The organism is Pseudomonas sp. XP2, assembly GCF_053557975.1.
In genome coordinates, this window is sequence record NZ_JBNRIK010000043.1 from 1 (window position 1) to 23,485 (window position 23,485).

The 23,485-nt window shown below is 62.1% G+C and carries 23 protein-coding genes, 1 tRNA gene and 1 pseudogene; 13 read left to right on the forward strand and 12 right to left on the reverse strand.

Annotated elements, in window-relative coordinates; all coding sequences use genetic code 11:
* Nucleotides 1-77: 77 nt before the first annotated feature.
* A complete protein-coding gene (locus tag ACK1VC_RS27680; RefSeq protein WP_016488642.1) occupies nucleotides 78-1,514 on the reverse strand; it encodes a M48 family metalloprotease in 1,437 nt (478 codons plus the stop codon).
* Nucleotides 1,515-1,636: 122 nt separating this feature from the next.
* Here ACK1VC_RS27680 and ACK1VC_RS27685 point away from each other — a divergent pair, with 122 nt between their 5' ends.
* Nucleotides 1,637-1,876: a sulfurtransferase TusA family protein gene (locus ACK1VC_RS27685; RefSeq protein ID WP_016488641.1), complete on the forward strand. Its 240-nt coding sequence runs from the start codon at nucleotides 1,637-1,639 to the stop codon at nucleotides 1,874-1,876.
* Between the two features lie 20 nt (nucleotides 1,877-1,896).
* Entirely contained in the window at nucleotides 1,897-2,967 is a 1,071-nt protein-coding gene (locus ACK1VC_RS27690; protein WP_016488640.1) for an AI-2E family transporter, read from the forward strand.
* A gap of 34 nt (nucleotides 2,968-3,001) precedes the next feature.
* On the opposite strand, the gene ACK1VC_RS27695 is transcribed toward ACK1VC_RS27690, so the two are convergent.
* Both ACK1VC_RS27695 and ACK1VC_RS27700 read right to left on the reverse strand, forming a co-directional pair.
* A complete protein-coding gene (locus ACK1VC_RS27695; RefSeq protein ID WP_016488639.1) occupies nucleotides 3,002-3,475 on the reverse strand; it encodes a peroxiredoxin in 474 nt (157 codons plus the stop codon).
* An 11-nt stretch (nucleotides 3,476-3,486) separates the two neighbouring features.
* Entirely contained in the window at nucleotides 3,487-4,050 is a 564-nt protein-coding gene (locus tag ACK1VC_RS27700; protein ID WP_016488638.1) for a glycine cleavage system protein R, read from the reverse strand.
* Nucleotides 4,051-4,309: 259 nt separating this feature from the next.
* Here ACK1VC_RS27700 and dapA point away from each other — a divergent pair, with 259 nt between their 5' ends.
* The 5 genes from dapA (at nucleotide 4,310) to ACK1VC_RS27725 (ending at nucleotide 8,015) form a co-directional block, all read left to right on the forward strand.
* On the forward strand, nucleotides 4,310-5,197 hold the full coding sequence (gene dapA, locus ACK1VC_RS27705; protein WP_016488637.1) for a 4-hydroxy-tetrahydrodipicolinate synthase: 888 nt from the start codon (nucleotides 4,310-4,312) through the stop codon (nucleotides 5,195-5,197).
* A 15-nt stretch (nucleotides 5,198-5,212) separates the two neighbouring features.
* A complete protein-coding gene (bamC, locus tag ACK1VC_RS27710) occupies nucleotides 5,213-6,334 on the forward strand; it encodes an outer membrane protein assembly factor BamC (RefSeq protein ID WP_016488636.1) in 1,122 nt (373 codons plus the stop codon).
* Nucleotides 6,335-7,093, forward strand: coding sequence for an MBL fold metallo-hydrolase (locus ACK1VC_RS27715; protein ID WP_016488635.1), 759 nt, complete (start codon nucleotides 6,335-6,337; stop codon nucleotides 7,091-7,093).
* A 30-nt stretch (nucleotides 7,094-7,123) separates the two neighbouring features.
* Complete coding sequence (gene purC / locus ACK1VC_RS27720; protein ID WP_011535129.1) at nucleotides 7,124-7,834, forward strand: phosphoribosylaminoimidazolesuccinocarboxamide synthase; 711 nt, start codon at nucleotides 7,124-7,126, stop codon at nucleotides 7,832-7,834.
* Nucleotides 7,835-7,925: 91 nt separating this feature from the next.
* Nucleotides 7,926-8,015, forward strand: a tRNA-Ser gene (locus ACK1VC_RS27725).
* Nucleotides 8,016-8,113: 98 nt separating this feature from the next.
* Here the strand turns inward: ACK1VC_RS27725 and ACK1VC_RS27730 are convergent.
* The 5 genes and pseudogenes from ACK1VC_RS27730 to ACK1VC_RS27750 form a co-directional block, all read right to left on the reverse strand.
* Complete coding sequence (locus ACK1VC_RS27730) at nucleotides 8,114-8,464, reverse strand: addiction module antidote protein (protein ID WP_016488634.1); 351 nt, start codon at nucleotides 8,462-8,464, stop codon at nucleotides 8,114-8,116.
* A pseudogene (locus ACK1VC_RS27735) lies at nucleotides 8,461-8,752 on the reverse strand (type II toxin-antitoxin system RelE/ParE family toxin). The gene ACK1VC_RS27730 and the pseudogene ACK1VC_RS27735 overlap by 4 nt, the downstream one beginning before the upstream one ends.
* 363 nt (nucleotides 8,753-9,115) lie before the next feature.
* Nucleotides 9,116-9,388: a DUF3077 domain-containing protein gene (locus ACK1VC_RS27740; RefSeq protein ID WP_060519570.1), complete on the reverse strand. Its 273-nt coding sequence runs from the start codon at nucleotides 9,386-9,388 to the stop codon at nucleotides 9,116-9,118.
* Between the two features lie 133 nt (nucleotides 9,389-9,521).
* Nucleotides 9,522-9,785, reverse strand: coding sequence for a hypothetical protein (locus ACK1VC_RS27745; protein WP_016488632.1), 264 nt, complete (start codon nucleotides 9,783-9,785; stop codon nucleotides 9,522-9,524).
* A gap of 324 nt (nucleotides 9,786-10,109) precedes the next feature.
* Complete coding sequence (locus tag ACK1VC_RS27750; protein ID WP_016488631.1) at nucleotides 10,110-10,727, reverse strand: LysE family transporter; 618 nt, start codon at nucleotides 10,725-10,727, stop codon at nucleotides 10,110-10,112.
* A gap of 501 nt (nucleotides 10,728-11,228) precedes the next feature.
* Between ACK1VC_RS27750 and ACK1VC_RS27755 the strand changes: the two genes are divergently transcribed.
* From ACK1VC_RS27755 to ACK1VC_RS27770, 4 genes are all read left to right on the forward strand, one after another.
* Nucleotides 11,229-12,089: an SH3 domain-containing protein gene (locus ACK1VC_RS27755; protein ID WP_070086720.1), complete on the forward strand. Its 861-nt coding sequence runs from the start codon at nucleotides 11,229-11,231 to the stop codon at nucleotides 12,087-12,089.
* 8 nt (nucleotides 12,090-12,097) lie between these two features.
* Entirely contained in the window at nucleotides 12,098-13,999 is a 1,902-nt protein-coding gene (locus ACK1VC_RS27760) for a hypothetical protein (protein WP_191086883.1), read from the forward strand.
* A 10-nt stretch (nucleotides 14,000-14,009) separates the two neighbouring features.
* Nucleotides 14,010-15,218, forward strand: a complete 1,209-nt coding sequence (locus ACK1VC_RS27765; protein ID WP_023047029.1) for a hypothetical protein — start codon at nucleotides 14,010-14,012, stop codon at nucleotides 15,216-15,218.
* Between the two features lie 204 nt (nucleotides 15,219-15,422).
* Complete coding sequence (locus tag ACK1VC_RS27770) at nucleotides 15,423-15,614, forward strand: YhfL family protein (RefSeq protein ID WP_003254720.1); 192 nt, start codon at nucleotides 15,423-15,425, stop codon at nucleotides 15,612-15,614.
* An 89-nt stretch (nucleotides 15,615-15,703) separates the two neighbouring features.
* Here ACK1VC_RS27770 and ACK1VC_RS27775 read toward each other — a convergent pair whose 3' ends face one another.
* From ACK1VC_RS27775 to ACK1VC_RS27785, 3 genes are all read right to left on the reverse strand, one after another.
* Nucleotides 15,704-18,145 (reverse strand): TonB-dependent siderophore receptor, encoded by a 2,442-nt coding sequence (locus ACK1VC_RS27775; RefSeq protein ID WP_191086882.1) that lies wholly within the window; start codon nucleotides 18,143-18,145, stop codon nucleotides 15,704-15,706.
* A gap of 258 nt (nucleotides 18,146-18,403) precedes the next feature.
* On the reverse strand, nucleotides 18,404-19,369 hold the full coding sequence (locus ACK1VC_RS27780; protein ID WP_191086881.1) for a FecR domain-containing protein: 966 nt from the start codon (nucleotides 19,367-19,369) through the stop codon (nucleotides 18,404-18,406).
* Nucleotides 19,370-19,373: 4 nt separating this feature from the next.
* Nucleotides 19,374-19,904 (reverse strand): sigma-70 family RNA polymerase sigma factor, encoded by a 531-nt coding sequence (locus ACK1VC_RS27785; protein WP_016488625.1) that lies wholly within the window; start codon nucleotides 19,902-19,904, stop codon nucleotides 19,374-19,376.
* 332 nt (nucleotides 19,905-20,236) lie between these two features.
* Between ACK1VC_RS27785 and mqo the strand changes: the two genes are divergently transcribed.
* The gene (gene mqo / locus ACK1VC_RS27790) at nucleotides 20,237-21,874 is read left to right on the forward strand and encodes a malate dehydrogenase (quinone) (protein WP_016488624.1); all 1,638 of its coding nucleotides are present in this window, start codon (nucleotides 20,237-20,239) and stop codon (nucleotides 21,872-21,874) included.
* Nucleotides 21,875-21,960: 86 nt separating this feature from the next.
* On the opposite strand, the gene ACK1VC_RS27795 is transcribed toward mqo, so the two are convergent.
* The gene (locus ACK1VC_RS27795) at nucleotides 21,961-22,296 is read right to left on the reverse strand and encodes an ArsR/SmtB family transcription factor (protein ID WP_016488623.1); all 336 of its coding nucleotides are present in this window, start codon (nucleotides 22,294-22,296) and stop codon (nucleotides 21,961-21,963) included.
* A gap of 49 nt (nucleotides 22,297-22,345) precedes the next feature.
* Here ACK1VC_RS27795 and xenA point away from each other — a divergent pair, with 49 nt between their 5' ends.
* On the forward strand, nucleotides 22,346-23,437 hold the full coding sequence (gene xenA, locus ACK1VC_RS27800; protein WP_016488622.1) for a xenobiotic reductase XenA: 1,092 nt from the start codon (nucleotides 22,346-22,348) through the stop codon (nucleotides 23,435-23,437).
* The last annotated feature ends 48 nt before the right edge of the window (nucleotides 23,438-23,485 follow it).

A 23,485-nucleotide genomic window follows, 5' to 3' on the forward strand; every position in this document is an offset into this window, starting at 1 on the left:
CACCGGCGAAGCCGGTGCCAGGCACCGCGTGCCCCCCTTCGCGGGGCAAGCCCGCTCCCACAATATTCAACACCCCCTCAGCGCCCCATCATCTCCCGAACCATACGCTGTTGTTCCAGGATCTCGCGCTGGCGCTGGTCAATTTGCGAGGCCAGCGGGAAGTTGCCGCCCGCCCGGCGCTTGGCGTAGTCCAGTTGCTGGATCGCCTGGTCAAAGTCCCCCACCAGGGTGAAGTATTCGGCACGCGCCCGGTGCAAGCCGATGGTATTGCCCGACAAACCCCGCACTTCGGCCATGTCGTACCACACGTCCGGGTCATCCGGCCGGCTCTTGATCAACTCGTTCAACACCTTCTCCGCTTCGGCAGGCTTGTTCTGCTTCACCAGCAGGTCGGCACGCACTTGTTTGAGCGGGTAGTTGCCCGGGTACAGCCCCTGCATCCGTTCGGCCCGCTGCTGCGCGTCGGCCAGGCGGTTGTTGGTGATGTCCAGGTCGATCTGCGCCAGGTTGTAGGTGATGTCGTTGGGCGCCTTGGCCAGTAGCGGCTTGAGCAGTTCACGTGCTTCGTTCAGCTGGCCACCCTTGATTTGCGCCAGGGCCAGGCCGTAACGCGCGGCGTCCATCTTGGGGTCTTCGTCCAGCTGGGCGCGGAAGCGCTTGGCGGCAAGCCCCGGGGTGCCTTCATAGGTCAGTGCCACCCGTGCGCGGATCAGCTGGTAGCGCATGCTGTCTTCCACGCCACCTTTGGGCGCCTGTTCGGCGCGGTTGCGGGTATCGGCGATACGTGATTCGGTCACCGGGTGAGTCAGCAGAAATTCCGGTGGCTTGGCGCCGTAGCGGTATTGCTGCGCCAGGCGTTCGAACATGGTGGGCATGTTGCGAGGGTCGTAACCGGCCTTTTCCAGGTTCTGGATGCCGATGCGGTCGGCTTCCTGTTCGTTCTGCCGCGAGAAGCGCCGTTGTTCCTGGATCGCCGCGGCCTGGGTGCCGGCAATCATGCCGATACCCGCATCGCCGGCGCCACCGGCGGCCAACACGATACCCGCGAGCAAAGCCGCCATCATCGGCAGTTGCATGCGTTGCTGGGCTTCGACGCCGCGGGCGAAGTGGCGTTGCGACAAGTGCGCCAGTTCGTGCGCCAGCACCGAGGCGTACTCGCCTTCGGTGCGGGCATTGAGAAACAGGCCGCCGTTGACCCCGACGATGCCGCCAGGGGCAGCGAAGGCGTTGAGCTCACGGCTGTCGATCAGGATGAATTCCAGGCGCCGGTCCTGCAACTGGCTGGTTTCGGCCAGGCGGTACACGGTAGTTTCGACATAGTCCTTGAGCTGCGGGTCGTTCAACTGGTTGACCTGGCCGCGCAGCAGGCTCAGCCAGGCACGGCCCAGCTGGTGCTCCTGTTGCGGCGAGACGATCGCGGAACTGGCGTCACCCAGTGATGGCAGGTCGTCAGCATGGCCGGGAAGGGCCATCAGGCAGGCCAGCGTCAGCAGGGTAGGGCGCAGTAGATTCATGCACGAAGCTCGCGTCGATCAAAGATACCTACTGTAGCGGGCTCACACGTTGGCGACCAGTGGCGCTATCCTAGCCGACCCTGTCAAGCAGCAACCTGGCAATGCCTTTGGAGAGCCCCGCGATGAGTGACACCCTGACCTGCGACGCCGAACTGGACGCCAGCGGGCTGAATTGCCCTTTGCCGCTGCTCAAGGCCAAGATGGAACTCAATCGCCTGGCCAGCGGCGCGGTGCTCAAAGTGATCGCCACTGACGCCGGTTCCCAGCGCGACTTCCGCACTTTCGCCAAGCTGGCCGGTCATACCCTGCTGCAGGAAACGGCTGACGCCGGCACCTATACCTACTGGCTGCGCAAGGCCTGAGTCTTTTCCAAGGATCGTCAATGTTCAAAGTGCTTCGCGACTGGATGCAGCGCTACTTCTCCGATGAAGAAGCGGTGGTGCTGGCGGTCCTGCTGTTCCTGGCTTTTACCGCCGTGCTCACCCTGGGCGGCATGCTCGCGCCGGTGCTGGCGGGCATGGTGCTGGCGTTCCTGATGCAGGGGCTGGTCAACGCCCTGGAGCGGCTGCGGGTACCGACCCGGCTGGCGGTGATGCTGGTCTTCGCCTTGTTCATGGGCGCGCTGGCGGTGTTCATGCTGGTGTTGGTGCCGCTGTTGTGGCACCAGCTGATTACCCTGTTCAACGAGCTGCCGGGCATGCTCGGCAAGTGGCAGTCGTTGCTGTTGCTGCTGCCCGAGCGTTACCCGCACCTGGTGTCGGACGAGCAGGTATTGCACGCGATCGAATCGGTGCGCGGGGAAATCGGCAAGTTTGGCCAGTGGGCGCTGACCTTCTCGCTGTCCAGCCTGCCGTTGCTGGTCAACGCCATGATTTACCTGGTGCTGGTGCCGATCCTGGTGTTCTTCTTCCTCAAGGACCGCGAACTGATCGGCCGTTGGGTCAGTGGCTACCTGCCCAGGCAGCGCGCCTTGCTGAACCGGGTAGGCAGTGAGATGAACCGGCAGATTGCCAACTACATTCGCGGCAAGGGCATCGAAATCCTGATCTGCGGCATTGCCACCTACATCGCGTTTATCAGCCTGGGGCTCAACTACGCCGCGCTGTTGGCGCTACTGGTGGGCCTGTCGGTGGTGGTGCCCTATGTGGGGGCAGTGGTGGTGACGGTACCGGTGACGCTGATTGCGCTGTTCCAGTGGGGCTGGGGCGACCAGTTCATATACCTGATGACGGTGTATGCGATCATCCAGGCGCTGGACGGCAACGTGCTGGTGCCGCTGCTGTTCTCGGAGGCCGTTAGCCTGCACCCGGTGGCGATCATTTGCGCGGTGTTGCTGTTTGGCGGGCTGTGGGGGTTCTGGGGGATCTTCTTCGCGATCCCGCTGGCGACGCTGATCAAGGCCGTGCTGGATGCCTGGCCGCGGCAGGAGCCTAGCGTGTCACCGATGCTTTGATGCAACTGGGGCTGCAAAGCAGCCCCCATCAATTTCAAGCCTTGTTCAAGGCCTGGGCAGCCGCCAGCACGGCATCCACATGCCCGGGCACCTTCACCCCACGCCATTCCTGGCGCAGCACACCGTCCTTGTCGATCAGGAAGGTGCTGCGATCAACGCCCATGTATTCCTTGCCATACAGCTTTTTCAGCTTGATCACGTCGAACAGCTGGCACAGGGCCTCGTCTTTGTCGCTGATCAGCTCGAACGGGAAGCCTTGCTTGGCCTTGAAGTTCTCGTGCGACTTGAGGCCATCGCGCGATACCCCGAACACCACGGTGTTGGCTGCGGCAAAGGCATCATGCTGGTCGCGGAACCCCTGGCCTTGGGTGGTGCAGCCCGGCGTGCTGTCCTTCGGGTAGAAGTACAGCACCACTTGCCGGCCCTTGAGCTCGGCCAGGCTGACGGTTTGCCCGCTGGTGGCCTGGGCCTGGAAGTCGGCAACGGGTTGGTCGAGTGCTACGGCCATGGTCGGTTTCCTTACATTGGGTTCTGTGGGCGCCATGGCTCGATCAGCGCATCGAGGTTCAGGGCGTCGGCAAAGTCCAGGAACTGGTCACGCAGCCAGCTGATCTGGGTGCCGGCCGGCAGGATCACGGTGAACTGGGCGTTGAGCATGCTGCTGCCGGTCTGCGGTGCCAGGTAGGTGTCGCAAGTCATGGCTTCCAGCTCGACACGGTGATCGAGGAAGAACTGGCACAGCTCGTTGATGATGTCCGGGCGGTAAGCGGCGCTCACATAAGCCACGTAGGGCAGGGCCTGCGGGCGCACCTCCTGGTCGGCGCTGCGCACCACGTCCAGGGTCAGGCCGTGCTTCTTGCCCAGGCCCGGCAGGGTGGATTCGAGGCGCGCCAGGGCGTCCCAGCTGCCGCCCACCTGCAGCACCAGGGCGCTGGTCTCGCCGTGGCGGCTCAGGCGCGAGGTGACCACCGCGCAGCGGTTTTCGAAGGCAGCGCGGCTGAGGACGTTGGCCAGTTCCATGGGATTCGGGCCCAAGGCACTGATGACAAGGAATTGTTCGCGAACAGTGGTGGGGGTGGACATGCAGCATTCCTAAAGCGATGAGCGGTCGGTGCAGGACGGTCTGAAGCCTCCTGTCGGCAGGGCCCGGGGCTCGCATGCGAGGTCTTGGACGCTGGCGGGGAGCAAGGTCGACGGCCCGGCGGGCCGCGCTGCACCGATCAAAGGGTCAAGGGTAGCGAAATAAGGCGCCGAGGGGAATGCTCCGCCCGCCTGCTTCGCTTGTGCAAGGTCGATGCCCCCAGTACCATTACCGCTCTCTTTTTCCGGCAGGAGCAGTTACATGATTGCGGGCAGTATGGTGGCATTGGTCACACCCATGGATGCACAAGGGCGTGTTGACTGGGGCAGCCTCGACAAACTTGTAGACTTCCACCTGGAAAACGGCACCCATGCGATCGTCGCTGTCGGCACCACCGGTGAGTCGGCCACGCTGGATGTCGAAGAACACATTCTGGTCATCAAGCACGTGGTCGAGCGCGTCAAGCGCAGCGCCAAGCCGATTCCGGTCATCGCCGGCACCGGTGCCAACTCCACCACCGAAGCGGTGCACCTGACGCAAAACGCCAAGAACGCCGGCGCCGATGCCTGCCTGCTGGTTGTGCCGTACTACAACAAGCCGACCCAGGAAGGCCTGTACCAGCACTTCAAGCACATCGCCGAAGCCGTCGACATCCCGCAAATCCTCTACAACGTACCCGGCCGCACCTCCTGCGACATGCAGGCCGAGACCGTGATCCGCCTGTCGACCGTGCCGAACATCATCGGCATCAAGGAAGCCACCGGCGACCTGGTGCGCGCCAAGGCCATCCTCGATGGCGTCAGCAAGGACTTCATCGTCCTGTCCGGCGACGACCCAACTGCCGTCGAGCTGATCCTGATGGGTGGCAAGGGCAACATCTCTGTTACGGCCAACGTCGCCCCGCGCGAAATGGCCGACCTGTGCGAGGCCGCCCTTGAGGGCAATGCCGAGAAGGCCCGCGCAATCAACGAAAAACTCATGCCGCTGCACAAAGACCTGTTCTGCGAAGCCAACCCGATCCCGGTGAAGTGGGCGCTCGTCGAAATGGGCCTGATGCAAAAAGGCATTCGCCTGCCACTGACCTGGCTGAGCGAAGGCTGCCACGAAAAAGTCCGTACTGCCTTGCGCCAGTCCGGCGTACTGGTTTAAGAGGAAGTGCACCGCATGAAGCGACTGGCTGGTCTTTCCGCCCTTGCCCTGATTATCTCCAGCACCAGTGGGTGTGGCTGGCTGTGGGGCGAGGATGGCTATTTCCGCGACCGCGGCAGCGATTACCTGCAGGCGCACCCGACCGCGCCGATGCAGCTGCCGCAGGACGTCAGCAACGTCAAGCGCCTTGACCCGTTGCTGCCCATTCCACGTAACGTCGCCGATGACAACGTCGCTGGCGAGTTCGAGGTGCCGCGCCCGCAACCGCTGACCGGTGGCGCCGCCCAGGTTACCGATTACAGCCTGCAACGCAGCGGCAGCAGCCGTTGGGTGCTGGCCCAGCATTCGCCTGCCGAGGTGTGGCCAGTGGCCCGCCAGTTCTTCGAGGACAACGGCTTCCGTATTGCCGAAGAGCGCCCGCAGACCGGTGAATTCAACACCACCTGGCAGCGTTTCGACGAGCTGTCGGCATCGCTTGGCCAGCGCCTGGCCAGCACTGCCAGCAGCGGTGACAGCGAAGTGCGTGTACGTGTGCGCATGGAGCCCGGCGTGCAGCGCAACACCTCCGAGGTGTACGTGGTGAGCGTCGAGCGCCCGGCCGGCAGCACTGCCGAGCCTGCATTCCCGTCCACGTCTGCCAACACCGGCGCCGATGCCCTGCTGGTCGACGAAATGCTTGCCAGCATGAACCGCAGCGCCGAGAAGGGCGGTTCGGTGTCGCTGCTGGCCGCGCGCGATTTCGACGCGCCAAGCCGCGTCAGCCTCAGCGAAGACGGCAGCGGCAACCCGGTGCTGTACCTGGGCTCCGACCTGGACCGCGCCTGGTCTGGCGTGGGCCGTGCCCTGGAGCAGGGTGGCGAGTGGCGTGTCGAAGACATCAACCGCAGCCTGGGCCTGTACTACATCAACCTGTCGGAAAAGCCTGACGACAAGCAGAACCAGCCTGGCTTCTTCAGCCGCATGTTCGGCAGCGAGCCGACCAAGGAAGAGCGTGAAGCCCGCGCCGAGCGCTACCAGGTTCGCCTGAGCAAGGTGGGTGAGAGCGTGCAGGTCACGGTCGAGAAAAACATCAACACCGTGGCTCCGGCCGATGTCGCCCGCCGCGTGCTGAGCGCCATTCAGGACCACCTGGGTTAAGTGCGCTTCGCGGTACTCGGAAGCGGTAGCCAAGGGAACGGCACGCTGATCGCCAGTGGTGACACGTTCATCCTGGTCGATTGCGGCTTTTCCCTGCGTGAAACCGAGCGGCGCCTGGCGCTGCTCGGCGTCTCGGCGGCCCAGCTCAGCGCAGTATTGGTCACCCATGAACATGCCGACCACGTGCATGGGGTCGGCTTGCTGTCACGGCGCTACAATGTACCGGTCTACCTCAGCCAAGGGACCTTGCGCGGCATGCGCAAGCCGGTGGAGGTGGCCGGTTTTCTCGCTTGTGGCCAAAGCCTGCGTATCGGCAGCCTTGAAGTGACCGCGGCGCGGGTAGAGCACGACGCCTACGAGCCGTTGCAGTACGTGATCAGCGACGGCCAGCGGCGCTTCGGCATGCTGACCGACCTGGGCTCGTACGACGCGCTGTTGCTGGAACGTTACCAAGGCCTGGATGCACTGCTGATCGAGGCCAACCACTGCCGCGACCTGCTGGCACGCGGTCACTACCCGGTCTTCCTGAAGCAGCGGGTAGGTGGCATGCAAGGGCATTTGAACAATCACCAGGCCGCGCGCCTGGTGCACGAGTTGGGCTGGAGCAACCTGCAACACCTGGTGCTGGCCCACCTCAGCAGCAAGAACAACCTGCCACACTTGGCCCGCCAGTGCTTTGTCGACACCTTAGGGTGCGACCCGGACTGGCTCCAGGTGGCGAATCAGGAACACGGGCTCGACTGGCGCGAAATCGCCTAGCCCAACACCTCAAGCAAGCGGAGCCCAATCATGGAAAAACGCGACGAACTCTACCGCGGCAAGGCCAAATCGGTTTACAAGACCGACGACGCCGACCGCTTGATCCTGCTGTTCCGTAACGACACTTCGGCGTTCGACGGCAAGCGCATCGAACAACTCGACCGCAAAGGCATGGTGAACAACAAGTTCAACGCCTTCATCATGCAGAAACTGGAAGAAGCCGGCGTGCCAACCCAGTTTGACAAGCTGCTGGGTGACAACGAGTGCCTGGTGAAGAAGCTGGACATGATCCCGGTCGAATGCGTAGTGCGCAACTACGCCGCCGGTAGCCTGGTCAAGCGCCTGGGCGTGGAGGAGGGCATCAAGCTGGAGCCGTCCACCTTCGAACTGTTCCTGAAAAACGACGAGAAGGGCGACCCCTTCATCAACGAATCCCACGTTGTCGCGTTCGGCTGGGGCACCGCCGAGCAGCTGGTCGAAATGAAAAAGCTGTCGCTGAAGGTTAACGAAGTGCTGAGCAAGCTGTTCGATGACGCCGGCCTGCTGCTGGTCGACTTCAAGCTGGAGTTCGGCGTATTCCACGGCCAGATCGTGCTGGGCGACGAGTTCAGCCCGGACGGCTGCCGCCTGTGGGACAAAGAAACCCGCAAGAAGATGGACAAGGACCGCTTCCGTCAGGGCCTGGGCGACGTAATCGAAGCCTATGAAGAAGTTGCCAAGCGCCTGGGCGTGCCGCTGTAAGCGGCCCGTTCACGCAAGCGCCTGATACCACGCGATTTTTTTTAAAAAAAGGTTTGCGTTTTAAAAGAACGCTGGTATGATGCGCGGCATTGGAGAGATGCCGGAGTGGTCGAACGGGACGGATTCGAAATCCGTTGTACTGGCAACAGTACCTAGGGTTCAAATCCCTATCTCTCCGCCATACAAGATCAAGCCCCTGAAAGCGAAAGCTTCAGGGGCTTTTTCGTTGTGCGTCGCTAAAGTGGTTGAAGTCAGCAGCCCCAATTGCGCGGGGCGAGCCTATGAGGAGGCGGGGAGTTTCTTGAGCGGTCTGACCGTGAGCTCTACACCCAAGGCAAGCATGAGCTTCTGAATAGTAGTGAAACGGGTTTTATCGCCGCCCTTCAACGTTTTGTAAAGCGACTCACGATTCACGCCTGCGTCTTGCGCAAACTGATTCACGCCCTTGGCTTTTGCCACTTCCCCCAAGGCATGCATCAGGGTTTGCGCATCGTTAGCCTTCATTGCCTCTGCCAGGAAAGCCGCGATGGTTTCGGGACTGTTCAGAAACCGGGAGGCCTCGAAGCGTTTGGTACTGCTCAAATCGAGTTCAAGGATGGGCATGTCTTCGGCGGTGAATGTGTCGCTCATCGTTGTTTACCTCGTATAACATCAAGGATTTGCTTGGCGCGCTTAATGGCTCTGAGCTGGTCCGCTTTATCGCTACCGTAGAGCATCAGGTAGCGGGTCGAGCCCGTTATAACCGGGGCCGACAAACACTCGCATCTCACTGACGCCATCGCCAACAGACTCGATATCGCCAAAGCTGCCATTTTCCGCTCGTGCGAGTCTTGCGGTGACTGCACCTTTGCCGATCGGATCTTTCACGCCATCCAGCCAATCGTCAAATTCCGACGTAGTGTCGATCTGATTCGGCATGCATTAAATGTAGCCTAGTGGCTACTCCTTGTATATGAGAGATCGACGGAGTGGCGTTGCAGTCCAGTGTGGACGTGGTAACCGCCACGAAAAGGGGCGCATAGAAGTGATGGCCGCCTGTCATCGTCAGTCGTTGAATGGCCATGACGTGATGAGGCTGACGTGATGAGGCTAAGGCGCAAGTTGAGCACTGGCAACGGTTGGAGCGGGATTGGTCTGGGTTTGGGAAATGGACTACATCGCCGTGGAAGATGTCGCAGCCCTGCCGTCGACCGATGGCGCTTTTGGGGTCCGTTTGCGCTGAGACGCGATAAATGAAACCCCTGGGTGCATCGCGTCTCCAGGGGCTTTTCCGTTCCGGCCTTACTTTTTCATCATCCCCAATTCAGCATCATCCAGCAGCGCCTTGGCCATGGCACTCAGGTAGTGCGAGGCCCAGATCAGTTTCTGGTCGCCGTCCATCAGGCCGGTGATGATCAGGTCGCGCACGTAACCCATCAGTTCGGATGCTTGTTCGCGGGCGTCCTGGCAGGGGATGCCGGGTTCGATGCGGAACAGCGGGTGGGTGTTGTTTTCGCCTTGGTAGAAGCAGGTCTTGCCGACTGTGGTGGGTTCTTGTGTGTTGTCGGTGGGCATTGATTTGTTTCCCGGTTCTGGTTGCCTGGGCTGGCCTCTTCGCGGGTGAACCCGCTCCCACAGGTGGTGTGCAGTGCCTGAGGGCGGAGATAACCCTGCGGGAGCGGCTTTAGCCGCGAAGAGGCCAGGCCTGCTAGTGCAGCGTGTACGGCTCACTGGGTAAGTGCGGCCGCATCTGCAATTGCATCAATGCCGACTCGACCAGGCTCTGGACTGCCTCCATTTCATGGATCACGGCCTGCATCACAATCGAGCTGTGGGCGGTAGGCTTGAGTTGCACGGACTGGCGGGCGACGGACAGGGCGCAGAGTACGTACTCTGAGGACTGGACCAGGGTGTCTTGCAGGACCTGGGTGGAATCGAGGGAGTAGGGTGGATCAGGGACCATCTTGCGCATACACATCTCCAGGATCATGGGAGCTGCCGCAAGCTTGCTGTCAAACAAGAGGGTGGCAGCTGTACATGGGTTGACAGACCGAGGATCCCGGAGTAACTCGGCGCACACGACGGTGCCCCACGTACAGCCGCCATAAACAGTGCACGTGTGCGGGAAATCGTCGGCCTGTCAAAGCCGGCCGTTGATTTTGCAACGACAAGCCGAGACTAGAGCGTGACCGAGTCCGTCGCAACAGTTAGAGCGGGTTGCCAGTATGTTTGGGAAACGCCCTACAAGGAAGGGAATAATTCTGAGTTCAAGTTGTAGAACATGGTCTGGCCACGCTCAGCGCATCGCCGCCAACTTGATACCAAACCCTACCAGACAAGCCCCCGCCAGCCGTTCGAACAGGTTGCTGATGCGCGGGTTTGCACGCATGCGTTCAGCCAACTGGTGCGTCAGCACCACGGCAATCAGCCCATACGCGAAGGTCACCACCGCCACCGTCGCAGCCATGAAACCGAACGTCACCAGCCCTTGGTGCTTCACCGGGTCGACGAACAGCGGGAAAAACGCCATGTAGAACATGATCGCCTTGGGGTTGAGCAGGGTGATCATCATGGTCTGGCGCAAGTACTGGCCGTTGTCCATGCGGCAGCTGTGTGCGGAGCCACCGGGTTTGCTCAGTAGCATGCGCAGGCCCAGGTACGCCAGGTACGCAGCACCGGCCCATTGCACCATATGGAAGGCCGTGGGGTAGGTGGCCAGCAAGGTGGCGACGCCGGCTACCGCCAGCCACAGCAGCACCTGGTCACCCACGATCACCCCAAGTGTCGCGGCCAGGCCAGCCTTGATACCGCCCTTGCCGGTGGCGGTGATCAGGGCGAAATTGCCCGGGCCGGGGATGGCCAGAAGAATAATGAAGGCGATGACGAATGCGCCGTAGTCGGTGACGCCGAGCATGGTGAGTTCCTGTTGGGCAATACGAAGGCAGTGCCCTGAACTATCGTCGGCAAAGGCTCGCTTTACAACCCAGTCGAGCAGCTTTGCTGGCCTCTTCGCGGGTGAACCCGCTCCCACAGGGACTGTGCAGTGCCTGATGGCGGCGAGGCCGGAGTGCAAACGCTGCCGGCTTGTACTCGTAGATCACACCGGCTTCTCGCAACATTTTGTCTTGAACTGTCAATGGCACCTTGCGCTACAATGCGCCCCCTACAAGCCCCTCACGCCCAGGCCAAACGCCGTAATGATTACGTGCGCTGGGCGGTGACCTCTTCCTGACATGGATTCGTTGGATGCTTCGCGCCGTACTGGTATGCCTCTGCGCCCTTCGCTCGACGGTTGAATTGCCGTTCGTGGCCAGTGCTGCTCTCTCACCCCAAAAACTGCACAACTCTGAATGCTGCCGCCAACTGTTGGCTGCGGTACGCGGCTGTGCGCCCCACCGAAAATGGAGTGCTCCACTTGCGTAAGAAATTCGTCGCGTCCCTTCTGGCGGTCGCCATCGCCTCTACCACGGCCTGTGCACAGCTCGGGATCAGCAAAGAGCAAGCGGGCACCGTGATCGGCGGCCTGGCCGGTGTGGCCATCGGCTCGACCATGGGCAGCGGCAACGGCAAGATCGCCGCAGCCCTGATTGCCGGCGGCATCGGTGCCTACGTGGGTAACCGCATCGGCCACATGCTGGACGAGAAGGACCAGCAGGCCCTGGCGCTGCGTACCCAGGAAGTACTGAGCCAGCAGCAGACCACTGCCAGTACCCAGCCAGTGACCTGGAAGTCTGACCACTCGGGCGCCACCGCCCAGATCGTGCCGGGCAAGGAATACACCCAGACCAAAAAGGTTGAGGTCAAGCGTGCGCCGAAGATTCAGGCGGTGCCGTCGATGAAGCTGATCAACGAGCCATACGTGACCATCAGCGACAACCTTAACGTGCGCGCCGCTCCGAACCAGACGGGTGAAAAAGTCGGCAGCCTGAAGAACCATACCGAGTTCACCGCCGTCGGCGCCACTGGCGACTGGATCCTGGTCGGGCGCAAGGGCGTGACCGTGGGTTACGTGCACAAGAACTACGTCGAGCCCAAGGCGCAGGCCTTGGCCAAGCGCGTGACGCCAGCGGTGAACCTGGACGAGCTGGACGTTGCCGCCAACAAGGAAACCCAAGGCTTCGACCTGGATTCGGTGCAGTCGCTGCCGACCGAAACGGTCGCCGCCGAAGCTGCCTGCCGCCCGGTCACTGTCAGCCTGAAGTCGCAAAGCGGCAAGACCGAGCAAGAGCAGAACACCTTCTGCAAACAAGCCAACGGCACCTGGGAACTGATCTGAGGAACTCCATGAACAAGCACGCGCTCGCGCTGGCTGTGGTCGGCGCTTGTGGTCTGGTACCGCAGGCGTTCGCCCACGAGCTGGCCTTCTCGAAGAAAGAAAACATCAAGGTCGAAGTGCCAGGGGATGCCACCACGTGGTGCAAACCCGAGGTTGAACTGACCATCACCCGCCCGGCGTGGGACAACCAGGAACTGCTGTCGGGGCTGCTGACCAAGCTGCCGTTCGTGTTTGCCAAGGACTGCTCGACTGCCAAGGTAAGCTGGAAGGCGGTTGATGCCAAGGGTAACCTCTACGCCAGCGGCTCGGGCAATGCCGGCAACCTGGGCCTGGTGACCTTGGCTGCCGCGCCTGCTGCACCTGCCGCCGCCGCCCCGGCGCCCGCCCAGGCAGCACCTGTTGCAACTGCCCCGGCACCTGCTGCCCCGGCACCTGCTGCTTCGGCACAAGCCCCGGCCGCCGCGGCCGCTGCGCCAGCCCCAACCGCTGAGCCGGCCCCCGCGGTCGTTGAAGCAGCGCCGGCGAAAGCAGAAGTTGCCCCAGCCCCTGAAGTTGCCGCAGCACCTGCGCCAGCACCGGCTGCCGAAGCCCCGGCAGCAGCCCCCGTCGTTCCGCCCGTGCCTGCACCTGCCGCTGCAGTAGCCGCTGCCCCCACGTCGGACTTCGGTCGCGCCGTGGTGCTGGAGAACCGCAACCTGATGCAGGTAACGGACGGCGCGGGCTGCAAATGGGTGCTCAGCCGCGAGATCATCGGCAATGGTGACACCCTGTCGTTCGGCACCACCCCGGCCATGCCCTGCCCGGCGTCCGGCTTTGGTGAAGGCAGCTTCGAAAAAATCACCTGGAAGGCCGTGGGTACCTACCGTGGCGATAACTGGAACCGCGTTTACGCCCACCCGAGCGGCTTGATCTTCAACAAGAACCTCGAGCCTGCGGTAAAGGACAAAGCCGTTTCCTACCTCACGGCGCAAGCCGACCAGGCCGCATTCCTGGTTGGCGAAATCCCCAGCCGGCAGATGAAGGTGTACCTGACGTTCACCCGTTCCAGCTACGGCGTGCTGCGCCCGTTTAGCAGCGACCCTTACTACGTGGCGGTCACCCCTGACGAGTCGTTCGCCCTGGACGCGGCCAAGTACAAGGAAGCCGCGCTGGAAATCTTCGACCTGATCAAGGCCACCTCGCCGACCACCACCGATGTGGCCAACCTGTTCATCGTCAAGGACCTGTCGGCGATTTCGAACAACATCTGGGGTAACGATGCCCAGAAGATCACCCGCAACCGCATCGGCATCAACCGCCAAGGCCTGTTCTTCGATGTGCGCGATGGTGCGAACTGGGCGGTTCAGCGAGAGCAGCAGCGTGTGCGTGAAGAGCGTCAGCGCCAGCAGGAACTGGCCCGCGTGCACACCCGGGTGCTGGAGCGTTACCAGCAGTTGCAAGACGGCATGAGCGACTTCAAGGGGCGCGAAACCGAGGCCCTCGCGCAGATGGCCGGCATCAAGGTGCGCTTCGCTTCGCCGCTGGCGCAGCAAGACCCTGCGACGTCGGCCCGGGTGGCGCCGATGATGGTGCACGTGACCGGCAAGAAGGGCGACTTCTACACCATCGACTTCCCGAGCACCGGCCGTCTGGTCGCCGACGAGGAATACAGCGAAGGCTGGTACGTGACCCAGGTGGCGAACGCCACGCCGTACTACCCGCTGGACGATGGCCGCGCCGTGCCAACCTACCGCGCCTACAGCGTGGGTGAGCCTGAGGCCTGCAAGCAGGACCACTGTGCCGACCGTGTGTCGTTCGGCGCCGTGCTGGCCAAGGAATTCCCCAACGCCGGTATCGATTTCAGCTGGACCCCCGAGGTCTCCCAAAAGTACGTGAACGACTGGAACAACGCTTCCGCGATGGTCCAGTGAGGCAAACACCATGATCAAACAGATGAACAAGAAGCAGCTGCTGATTGGCGGTGTTGCCGCGGCGGTGCTGGTGCTCGGCGGTGGCTATGCAATGGTTGCCAGCTCGGGCAAGAAGGCTGCGCTGGCCTATTACGAGGACTTCAAGGAGCGCTACTTCCTTGAGGATGTGCTGTCCGAAGGCGATATTTCCTACTCGGCGTTCTCTGGCAACCTGACTGTTGCCGACCCCGAGATCCGCAAGGCAGCCGCGCAGACCAATGGCGCGCAGCAGTTCATGCGCGGGCTGACCAGCCTGGTGGAGTCCGCTCGCGGTGGTTCGCCGGAAGAAGGCCTGGCGGGTTGGGCCAAGTACCAGCTCAACGTCAGCCGTAATGTTGCCGGCATTTACCTGAAGGCTGACGCGCTGAAGCTGTCCCACGACGGTGATAGCAAAGACGGTAGCATTCACATCCAGCTGGTGGGCATGCAGATGGGCAACCCCTTCGTTGCCAGCAAGGGCGCTGAGGTGGTGCTGGTGGCTGATGTCAGCGACGAGATCCAGCCCCGCGCAGAGCTGGCCGCCAATGGCCGCGCCACTGAGTCGAATTTCGACTGGGGTGCCAACATGGCGGTGCGCCAGCCCTTGACTGGCGCGTTCCTGGTCAGCAGCACGGGCGATTTTGGCACCACGGTTGACCTGGACTTCACCATCAAGCGTTCCAGTGACGGTGAAGGCTCGATGGAGTTTGTCGTGACCCACCGTAACGACGGCTCCAAGGTGGGTGAGATCGTGCGCAAGGCCGACTTCGAGTCGCTGCCGGAGCTGGACGATGTCGAAACCCAGCTCAAGAGCGCGCTTAGCGCCATGCTGATTGGTGCATACAGCCCGTACACCGGTCAGGCGGTATTGGCCGAAGCGGTGAGCGGTTTTGCCCGCAAAGCCAAGGTTGAGAACTACTCGGTGAGCTACAGCGGCTTCAAACCGCTGAAAGAGGCTTACAATGCCTTCCAGCAGCATGTACCGAAGGCGAAGTTCGCTGCCTTCTGTGAAGAGGTTGGCCTGTCGTCGTGGAGCAGCGATTTCGGCGCCAAGGGCAAGAACCACAGCGACTCGGAATGTGCCATCGGGCAGAAACTGGTCGAGGAAGGCAAGTTCGAAGAGCAGTACACTTTCAAGCAAGGCAAGAGCCTGTTTGCAGCGTTGTTCGTAAGCAAGGCGTATCAGCTGGAAACCAATTGACTGGGTGATCGCTGATTGAGGAAGCCCTCGGGAACCATGAGTTGCCGGGGGCTTTTTATTGTAACTAACTATTGGGCAGCCACCTGTCAGTTGCACGCTTGCAACGAAGTTGTGCCACGCACAGCTTGGATCCAAAGCTGGGAGTCTGTATGATCCCGCAGCCATCAGACGATGGTCGAAGATGATTCATTTAAAGGACTTAGTATGAAAAAGCTGTTCAAGGCCACCGTAGCCGTTGCCGTTGTTTCGGGTGTTGCCCTGCTGTCGGGTTGCACTGGCCAAGTTTACAACCAACCGAAAAACTGCACTTACGACTACCTGTTCCACCCTTCGGTTTCCATCTCCAAGATCATCGGTGGCTGCGGCCCGATCGATAAACTGCCTCAGCAGCAGTAATCTTGGCGGTACCCTGATCGCGACGCTTGCGGCGTGATCCAAAGCCCCCGGTCATGTAAATGTCCCGGGGGCTTTTGTTTGAGGGCGGTTTACCAGCGCAGCGACACGGTTCCCAGCAGTGTGCGCTCTTCACCCCAATAGCAGCGCCCGGCGTTGTTGCAGCCTGCCACGTACTCTTTGTCGAACAGGTTGCGGGCATTGACCTCCACCGACCAGTTTTCGTCGATCTCATACCCGACCTTGGCATCCACCAGCGTGACATCGCCGGTATCCAGCTTGCCGTACAGGCTCGCCGGGGTGTACGCGAATGTGCTGTCGAAATGGCGCACGCCGCCCCCGATCTGCAGGCCCTTGAACAGCCCGTCCCGGAAGCGGTAAGTGCTCCATACTGAAGCCTGGTTGCGTGGTACGCCGGTCATTTGGTGGTCTTCATACAGCGACCCGGCCACGTCCTTGGTAATACGCGAATCGGTGTAGGTGTAGGCGGCGGTGAGGTTGAGGTTTTCGCTCAGGTCGCTGTTCAATTCCAGCTCCACGCCCTTGGCCCGGCTGGCACCGATCTGGCGGTAGTCACCCACGGCGGAATCGAACAGTACATCGTCCTTCTTGCGCAGGTCGTACACCGACGCGGTGAAGGCGGTGTTCCAGCCTTTGGGTTCGTACTTGATGCCCACTTCGTACTGCTCGCTGGTGGTGGGGTCCAGCGGGCCGTTCCTGCTTTCGGTCTGCTGGGTCGGGGCAAAGGCCGTGGAGTAGCTGAAGTACGGCGACAGGCCGTTTTCGAACTGATACATCACCCCGGTCTGCCAGGTGAACTTGCTGTCCCAGCTGTCCATGTCGGCTTGCGCGTTAAGGGTACCGGCCTTGTTGCGGAACTGGCTGTTGACCCAGTCCAGGCGCCCGCCCAGCAGCAGTACCCAGTTGTCGACCTTGGTTTGCAGCTGGCTGTAGAGGCCGTACATGGTCTGTTCGAGCAAGGCGTTCTGCACATGCAGGGGCGTACTCGGCTTGCCGTTCCACACCGGGTCGAACACATTGATGGTGCCGCCGTTGCCTGCGTCCCAATCCTGGTTGAACGAGGTGCGGTCCAGGCTCGCACCGATCAGGAAGGTGTGGTCGAACGCGCCGCGGGTAAAGTGGCCTTCGAACTGGTTGTCCAGCGAGTAGGCGATGGACTTGTTGTAGCGGTCGTAGGCCGTGTTGCCCAGGGTGGTGCCGAAGCCGCCATTGTTCAGGTTACCTGGCCACATTTCCTGGCGGTCGATGCGCGACTGCATGTAGCGCGAGTTCTGGCGGAACTGCCAAGTGTCGTTGAAACGGTGGCTGAACGCGTAGCCCAGGCTCCAGGTTTCCCGTTCGAAGTTGTCCCAGTCCGGGTTGCCGGACAACTGGTCTTTGTCGATCTTGCCGTTGGGGTTGTGCAGCAGTGTGCCTGCGGCCGGGTAACCGAGCTCCATCAAGGTGCGGTCGCGCTGGTAGGTCGCCAGCACGGTCAGGCTGTTGAAGTCGTCGAAGTTCAACGTCAGCGACGGCGCGATGTACATGCGGTCGTCGGGTTGATGGTCGACCTGGGTGTCAGACTTGCGGCCCATCATCACCAGGCGGCCGAGCACATTCCCCTCATCGGTCAGCGGGCCGGAAACGTCGACGCCCAACTGGCGCCGGTTGTGCGAGCCGTAGCTCAGTTGCACTTCGCCGCGCGCGTCGGCAGTAGGCCGCTTGCTGACCAGGTTGACCACGCCACCTGGGGCGTTTTCGCCATACAGGATCGAAGTGGGGCCGCGGAACACTTCCACCCGCTCCAGGCCGTAGGGTTCGCTGCTGGTGTCGTAGCGGTTGCCCTGCACCCGCAGGCCATCGCGCAACAGGCCGTAGCCATAGTCGGTGGCATTGAAGCCGCGGATGAAGAACAGGTCACCCGCCTGGCCATCACCGCCGGCAAACGGCGGCGAGAAAATGCCTGGTACATAGCCCAGCACCTCGGTGAGGGTTTGCGATTGCTGGTCATCCATGCGCTGGCGGGTTACCACCGAAACCGAGCGCGGGGTGTCGGCCAGGGCGCTGCTGGTTTTGCTGGCAGTGGCACTGGCTACGGCGCGGTAACCGCTGTCGCCCTGGCCGTCGCTGGCGACCAGGGTAGCGGCGTTGATCGACGTGGCATCCAGTTGCAGGGCGGTGCCATCGGCAAGCGGTTGCAGCACATAGCCCGCGCTGCCTTGGGGCACGGCTTGCAGGCCGCTACCCTGCAGCAGCCGGGCCAGGCCTTGGGCGACGCTGTAGCGGCCCTGCAGCCCCTGGCTGGTCTTGCCGGCGGCCAGTTCGTTGCTGCCGGCCAGGTAGATGCCGGCCTGGCTGCTGAACTGGTTGAGGGCGCTGGTGAGCGAGCCGGGGGCGATGTTGAAGCGGGTTTCGGCGCTGGCCGCCTGTTCGGCGTGGGCCAGGGTTGCCGGCAACATCAGTGGCGCGGCAGCAAAAAGCGAAAGTGGCGCGGCAAGCGCCAGGCGGAACGCGGGGTGGAAGGGCGTCGGCATGCTGGTCTCTGGAATCGGTAGGGTGAGTTGGAAGCGCTATGCCGGGTTAACCGAACGAGATTGGAAAAAGGGAACCGGGTTGGAAGATTTTTTGACCGGCTCCAACGAATTTGCCAGCACCGGCACAGCGGGATCCAACTACCGTGTCGCCTGCTTCGCGGGCTTGCCCGCTCCCACAGGTACTACGCAGGCTGCGGGTTCACACCGCATCTGTGGGAGCGGGCATGCCCGCGAAGAACCCAGCGCGATGTACCGGTATCAAACCGGCTCGACTGTGACCCACCAAGGCGTCAGCCGCTGCACCCGCACCGGTAATGCCGCTTGCAACAAGGCCAGTGCGCGATCGGTATCGTTGAGCGGGAAGGCACCCATCACCGACAGCTTGGCGACATCCGGGTGCCAACCCAGGTGCCCGTGGCGATAGCGTCCCAGCGTTTGCAGCAAATGCCCCAATGGCATGTCTTCGGCATTGAGACGGTGATAAATCCACGACTCGCCGGCGCTTTGGGCCGGGCGGGTGGTGCTGATTGCCTGAGCGCTAAAGTCCACCTGCTGGCCCGCTGGCACGATGCAGCGCTCGCCGCTTTGCGCCGTGCATACCTCAACAGCGCCGGCGTATACATCCAGCCGGGTATTTTCGCCCAGCTGGCACACTGCAATGCGTGTTCCCAGGGCCTGCATGCGGCCTTGCGCAGTGTCGACGAAGAAAGGGCGGCGCGGGTCGTGGGCGGTTTCCACCAGCAGCTCGCCAAAGCGCAGCCGCAGTACCCGGCTGAATGTGGAGAACTGCGTGTCCACGGCACTCTGCGCCCCTAGCCACAACTGGCTGCCATCGGCCAGACGGGTTTCGCGCACTTCACCAATGCCGGTGGCCATGTCGGCACCCCAGCCCGACAACGGCGCGCCGTGCCACGCCCGCCAGCCAAGCAGGGAGCCTGCGCCAAGCACCAGCAGCGACTTGAGCCCGGTGCGCCGGGTGAAGCGACGCGCATCGTGCTCACGCAGTGCCCGGCCCGCAGCCGCACCTTCGGCCTGCAACGGGGCAAAACGCTGGCCGACCCGTTGCACATAGTGCCAGGCCGCCTGATGGTCGCCGTGCTGGTCAAACCAGTGTTGCCATTGCGTGCGCAACTGCGGTGCGGCGTTTTCGTCCTGCAACTGCACGTACCAGTGTGCGGCTTGCTGCAGGCTGGCGTGGCTGAGTTTGTGCACGGGCGAGGTCATGGCGTCACTCCACCAGCAAGCCGTCGAGTTCGGCTTCAAGAATCGCGCAATGCACAAACGCCTGGGCCAGGTACTTTTTGATCATGCGTTCGCTTACCCCGACGTGCGCGGCAATATCGCGGTAGGCCAGGCCATCGATCTGCGCCAGCAGGAATGCCTGGCGCACTTTGCCCGGCAAACGCTGCAACATTGCGTCCACCTCGTGCAGGGTCTCGACAATGATCGCGCGCTGTTCGGGGGAGGGCTGCAGGGCCTCGGGCTGCAAGGCCAACTGCTGCAACCAGGCTTGTTCCAGCTTCTGCCGGCGCCAGTGGTCCACGCACAGGCCGCGGGCGATGGTGGCCAGGTACGAGCGTTCGCCACGTTCGCCGTCGAACTGCCGTGGGCGCTTGAGGATGCGCACGAAGGTGTCCTGCACCAGGTCGGCCGCATCGCAGCGGCTGCCCAGCCGGCGATACAGAAAGCCGAGCAACCAGCGTGAGTGGCTGTGGTACAGGCTATGGAGCGAGGTGTTCAACTCTGGGATCGAAACCACGGCGGCATCCGGCGCAAGCGCATACTGGTGCGAATGAGAAATGATCTCAATATTAGGGGCGCCAGAAAAATACTGCAATCACTGCAAAGCTTGCGGGCATCCCCTGGGACAACCCGTCACCTTGACGCGAGGACCGGCAATTTGTTTGCGCTGGCATTTCGGATACAATCAGAAAAACGATTCAGCCCTGTCGGTCAATTCGACAAAAGGCCGAGTCGTTTTCTGGTTCTCTGGCTGCCGAACAATGATCAACAACAAGCCTGCGCTGAAGAACACGGAACACCTGGGCCAGCCACAGGCCCTCCCTCCGTTCTCCTGACTGGAATAGATCAATGTTCAAGAAAGCTGGCAAGACCTTGCTGGGTCTGGCTGTCGCTGCGAGCTTCATGCAAGCGCACGCCGCAGAAACCAAAAAAGTAGACGTGCTGCTGGTCGGCGGCGGCATCATGAGCTCCACCCTGGCCGTGTGGCTGCACGAGCTGGAGCCAAGCTGGTCGATGGAAATGGTCGAGCGCCTGGACGGCGTGGCTGAAGAAAGCTCCAACGGCTGGAACAACGCCGGTACCGGCCACTCCGCGTTGGCCGAGCTGAACTACACCCCGGAAGACAAAGACGGCAACGTCAACATCTCCAAGGCTATCGAAATCAACGAAGCCTTCCAGATTTCCCGTCAGTTCTGGGCCTGGCAGGTCCGTCAGGGCGTGCTGAAGAACCCGCACTCGTTCATCAACACCACACCGCACATGAGCTTTGTGTGGGGCGATGACAACATCAAATTCCTGAAAAAGCGCTACGACGCGCTGCAGGCAAGCCCGCTGTTCCGCCCGATGCAGTACTCCGAGGACCACGCGCAGATCGCCAAGTGGGTCCCGCTGATGATGGAAGGCCGCGACCCGAACCAGAAGCTGGCCGTGACCTGGACGCCAATCGGCACCGACGTCAACTTTGGCGAGATCACCCGCCAGATGGTTGGCCACCTGAAGACCCAGGACAACTTTGACCTGAAGCTCTCCAGCGAAGTGCAAGACATCACCCGCAACAAGGACGGCTCCTGGCACGTCGAGTACAAGAACCTGAAGGACGGTACTGAATCGGCTACCGATGCCAAGTTCCTGTTCATCGGTGCCGGCGGTGGCGCACTGAAGCTGCTGCAGAAGTCGGGTATTCCTGAAGCCAAGGAATACGCAGGCTTCCCGGTGGGCGGCTCGTTCCTGGTGACCGAGAACCCGACCGTGGCCATGCAGCACATGGCCAAGGCTTACGGCATTGCCTCGACCGGCGCGCCACCCATGTCGGTACCGCACCTGGACACCCGCGTGCTGGACGGCAAGCGCGTGATCCTGTTTGGCCCATTCGCCACGTTCTCGACCAAGTTCCTGAAGAATGGCTCGTACCTGGACCTGCTGAGCAGCACCACCACCCACAACGTGTGGCCGATGACCAAGGTCGGTATCGACCAGTACCCGCTGGTGGAATACCTCGCTGGCCAGCTGATGCTGTCTGACGATGACCGTTTCGAAGCCCTGCGCACCTACTTCCCGAATGCCAAGAAGGAAGACTGGCGCCTGTGGCAGGCCGGCCAGCGTGTGCAGATCATCAAGCGTGATGCCGACAAGGGCGGCGTGCTGAAGCTGGGTACCGAAGTGGTTGCGTCCGAAGACCGTACCATTGCCGGCCTGCTGGGCGCCTCGCCCGGTGCTTCGACTGCTGCGCCGATCATGCTCACCGTGCTGGAAACCGTGTTCAAGGAGAAGGTCGCTACCCCAGAGTGGCAGGCCAAGATCAAACAGATCGTGCCGAGCTACGGCACCAAGCTGAACGACTCGGCAGCGGCCACCCAGAAAGAGTGGAACTACACCGCTGAAGTGTTGCAGCTGGAGAAACCGCCGGTGATCGACGCCAGCGTTGACTTCGGTGGCGCGGCAAGCCAGCCGGTTGAAAGCAAGCCTGAGAACGACATGGCGCTGTAATCGGCCATTGTTGTGAAAGAAGCCACGGGGGTGACCTCGTGGTTTTTTTTTGGCGCTTCACTAACCGCCGGGGCGTGCGGCAAACATCATCGCTGGCGCAGGATGCATTCCAGCAGCCCGGGAAACCGCTCGCCCAGCATTTCGCTGCGCAGCGAATTCATGTGGGTGGTCCCCACATTGCGGGTATGTACCAACCCCGCATCACGTAGCACGCGGAAATGGTGGGACATGCTCGACTTGGGCCGCCCCCCGTCCAGCTCGCCACAGCTGGCTTCGGCGACGCCGGCCAGATGGCGGACGATTTCCAGGCGCACGGGGTCGCTGAGCGCATAGAGCAGGCGTTCAAGAATCAGGTCTTCAGCGTTGGGATGTTTATAGGCTCGCATGGCCGACATGATAACGGGGGTTTCACTAATTGCCATAGTTCGATTATGATCGAACAACAGTATTCAGATGAACCCGGAGTTTCCCATGTCCGCACTGTTCGAACCCTATACCCTCAAAGACGTTACCCTGCGTAACCGCATCGCCATTCCGCCGATGTGCCAATACATGGCCGAAGACGGCATGATCAACGACTGGCACCACGTGCACCTGGCCGGCCTGGCCCGTGGGGGGGCCGGCCTGCTGGTGGTCGAGGCCACTGCGGTGGCACCAGAAGGGCGCATCACCCCCGGGTGTGCCGGTATCTGGAGCGATGCTCACGCCCAGGCGTTCGTACCCGTGGTGCAGGCCATCAAGGCTGCTGGTGCCGTGCCGGGCATCCAGATCGCCCACGCCGGGCGCAAGGCCAGCGCCAACCGCCCATGGGAAGGTGACGACCACATCGCTGCCGACGACGCCCGCGGCTGGGAGACCATTGCGCCGTCCGCCATCGCCTTTGGCGCGAACCTGCCGAAAGTGCCACGCGAAATGACGCTGGGCGACATCGCCCGGGTCAAGCAAGATTTCGTCGATGCCGCCCGCCGAGCGCGTGATGCCGGCTTCGAGTGGATCGAGCTGCATTTTGCCCACGGTTACCTGGGCCAGAGCTTCTTCTCCGAGCACTCCAACAAGCGTACCGACGCCTACGGTGGCAGCTTCGACAACCGCAGCCGCTTCCTGCTGGAAACCCTGGCTGCGGTGCGTGAAGTGTGGCCAGAGAACCTGCCTTTGACCGCGCGTTTTGGTGTGCTGGAATACGATGGCCGTGACGAGCAGACCCTGGAAGAGTCGATCGAACTGGCGCGCCGCTTCAAGGCCGGTGGCCTTGACCTGCTGAGCGTGAGTGTCGGTTTCACCATTCCCGAGACCAACATCCCGTGGGGCCCGGCGTTCATGGGGCCGATTGCCGAGCGTGTGCGCCGTGAGGCGAAGCTGCCGGTGACTTCGGCGTGGGGCTTTGGCACGCCGCAACTGGCGGAAGGGGCACTGCAGGCCAACCAGCTGGACCTGGTGTCAGTGGGGCGCGCACACCTGGCCGACCCGCACTGGGCGTACTTTGCGGCCAAGGAACTGGGGGTGGAGAAAGCTTCCTGGACCTTGCCGGCGCCGTATGCGCACTGGCTTGAGCGTTATCGCTGAGGCTTGTAGGGGCTGCCATGCAGCCCATTCGCGGCACAAGGCCGCTCC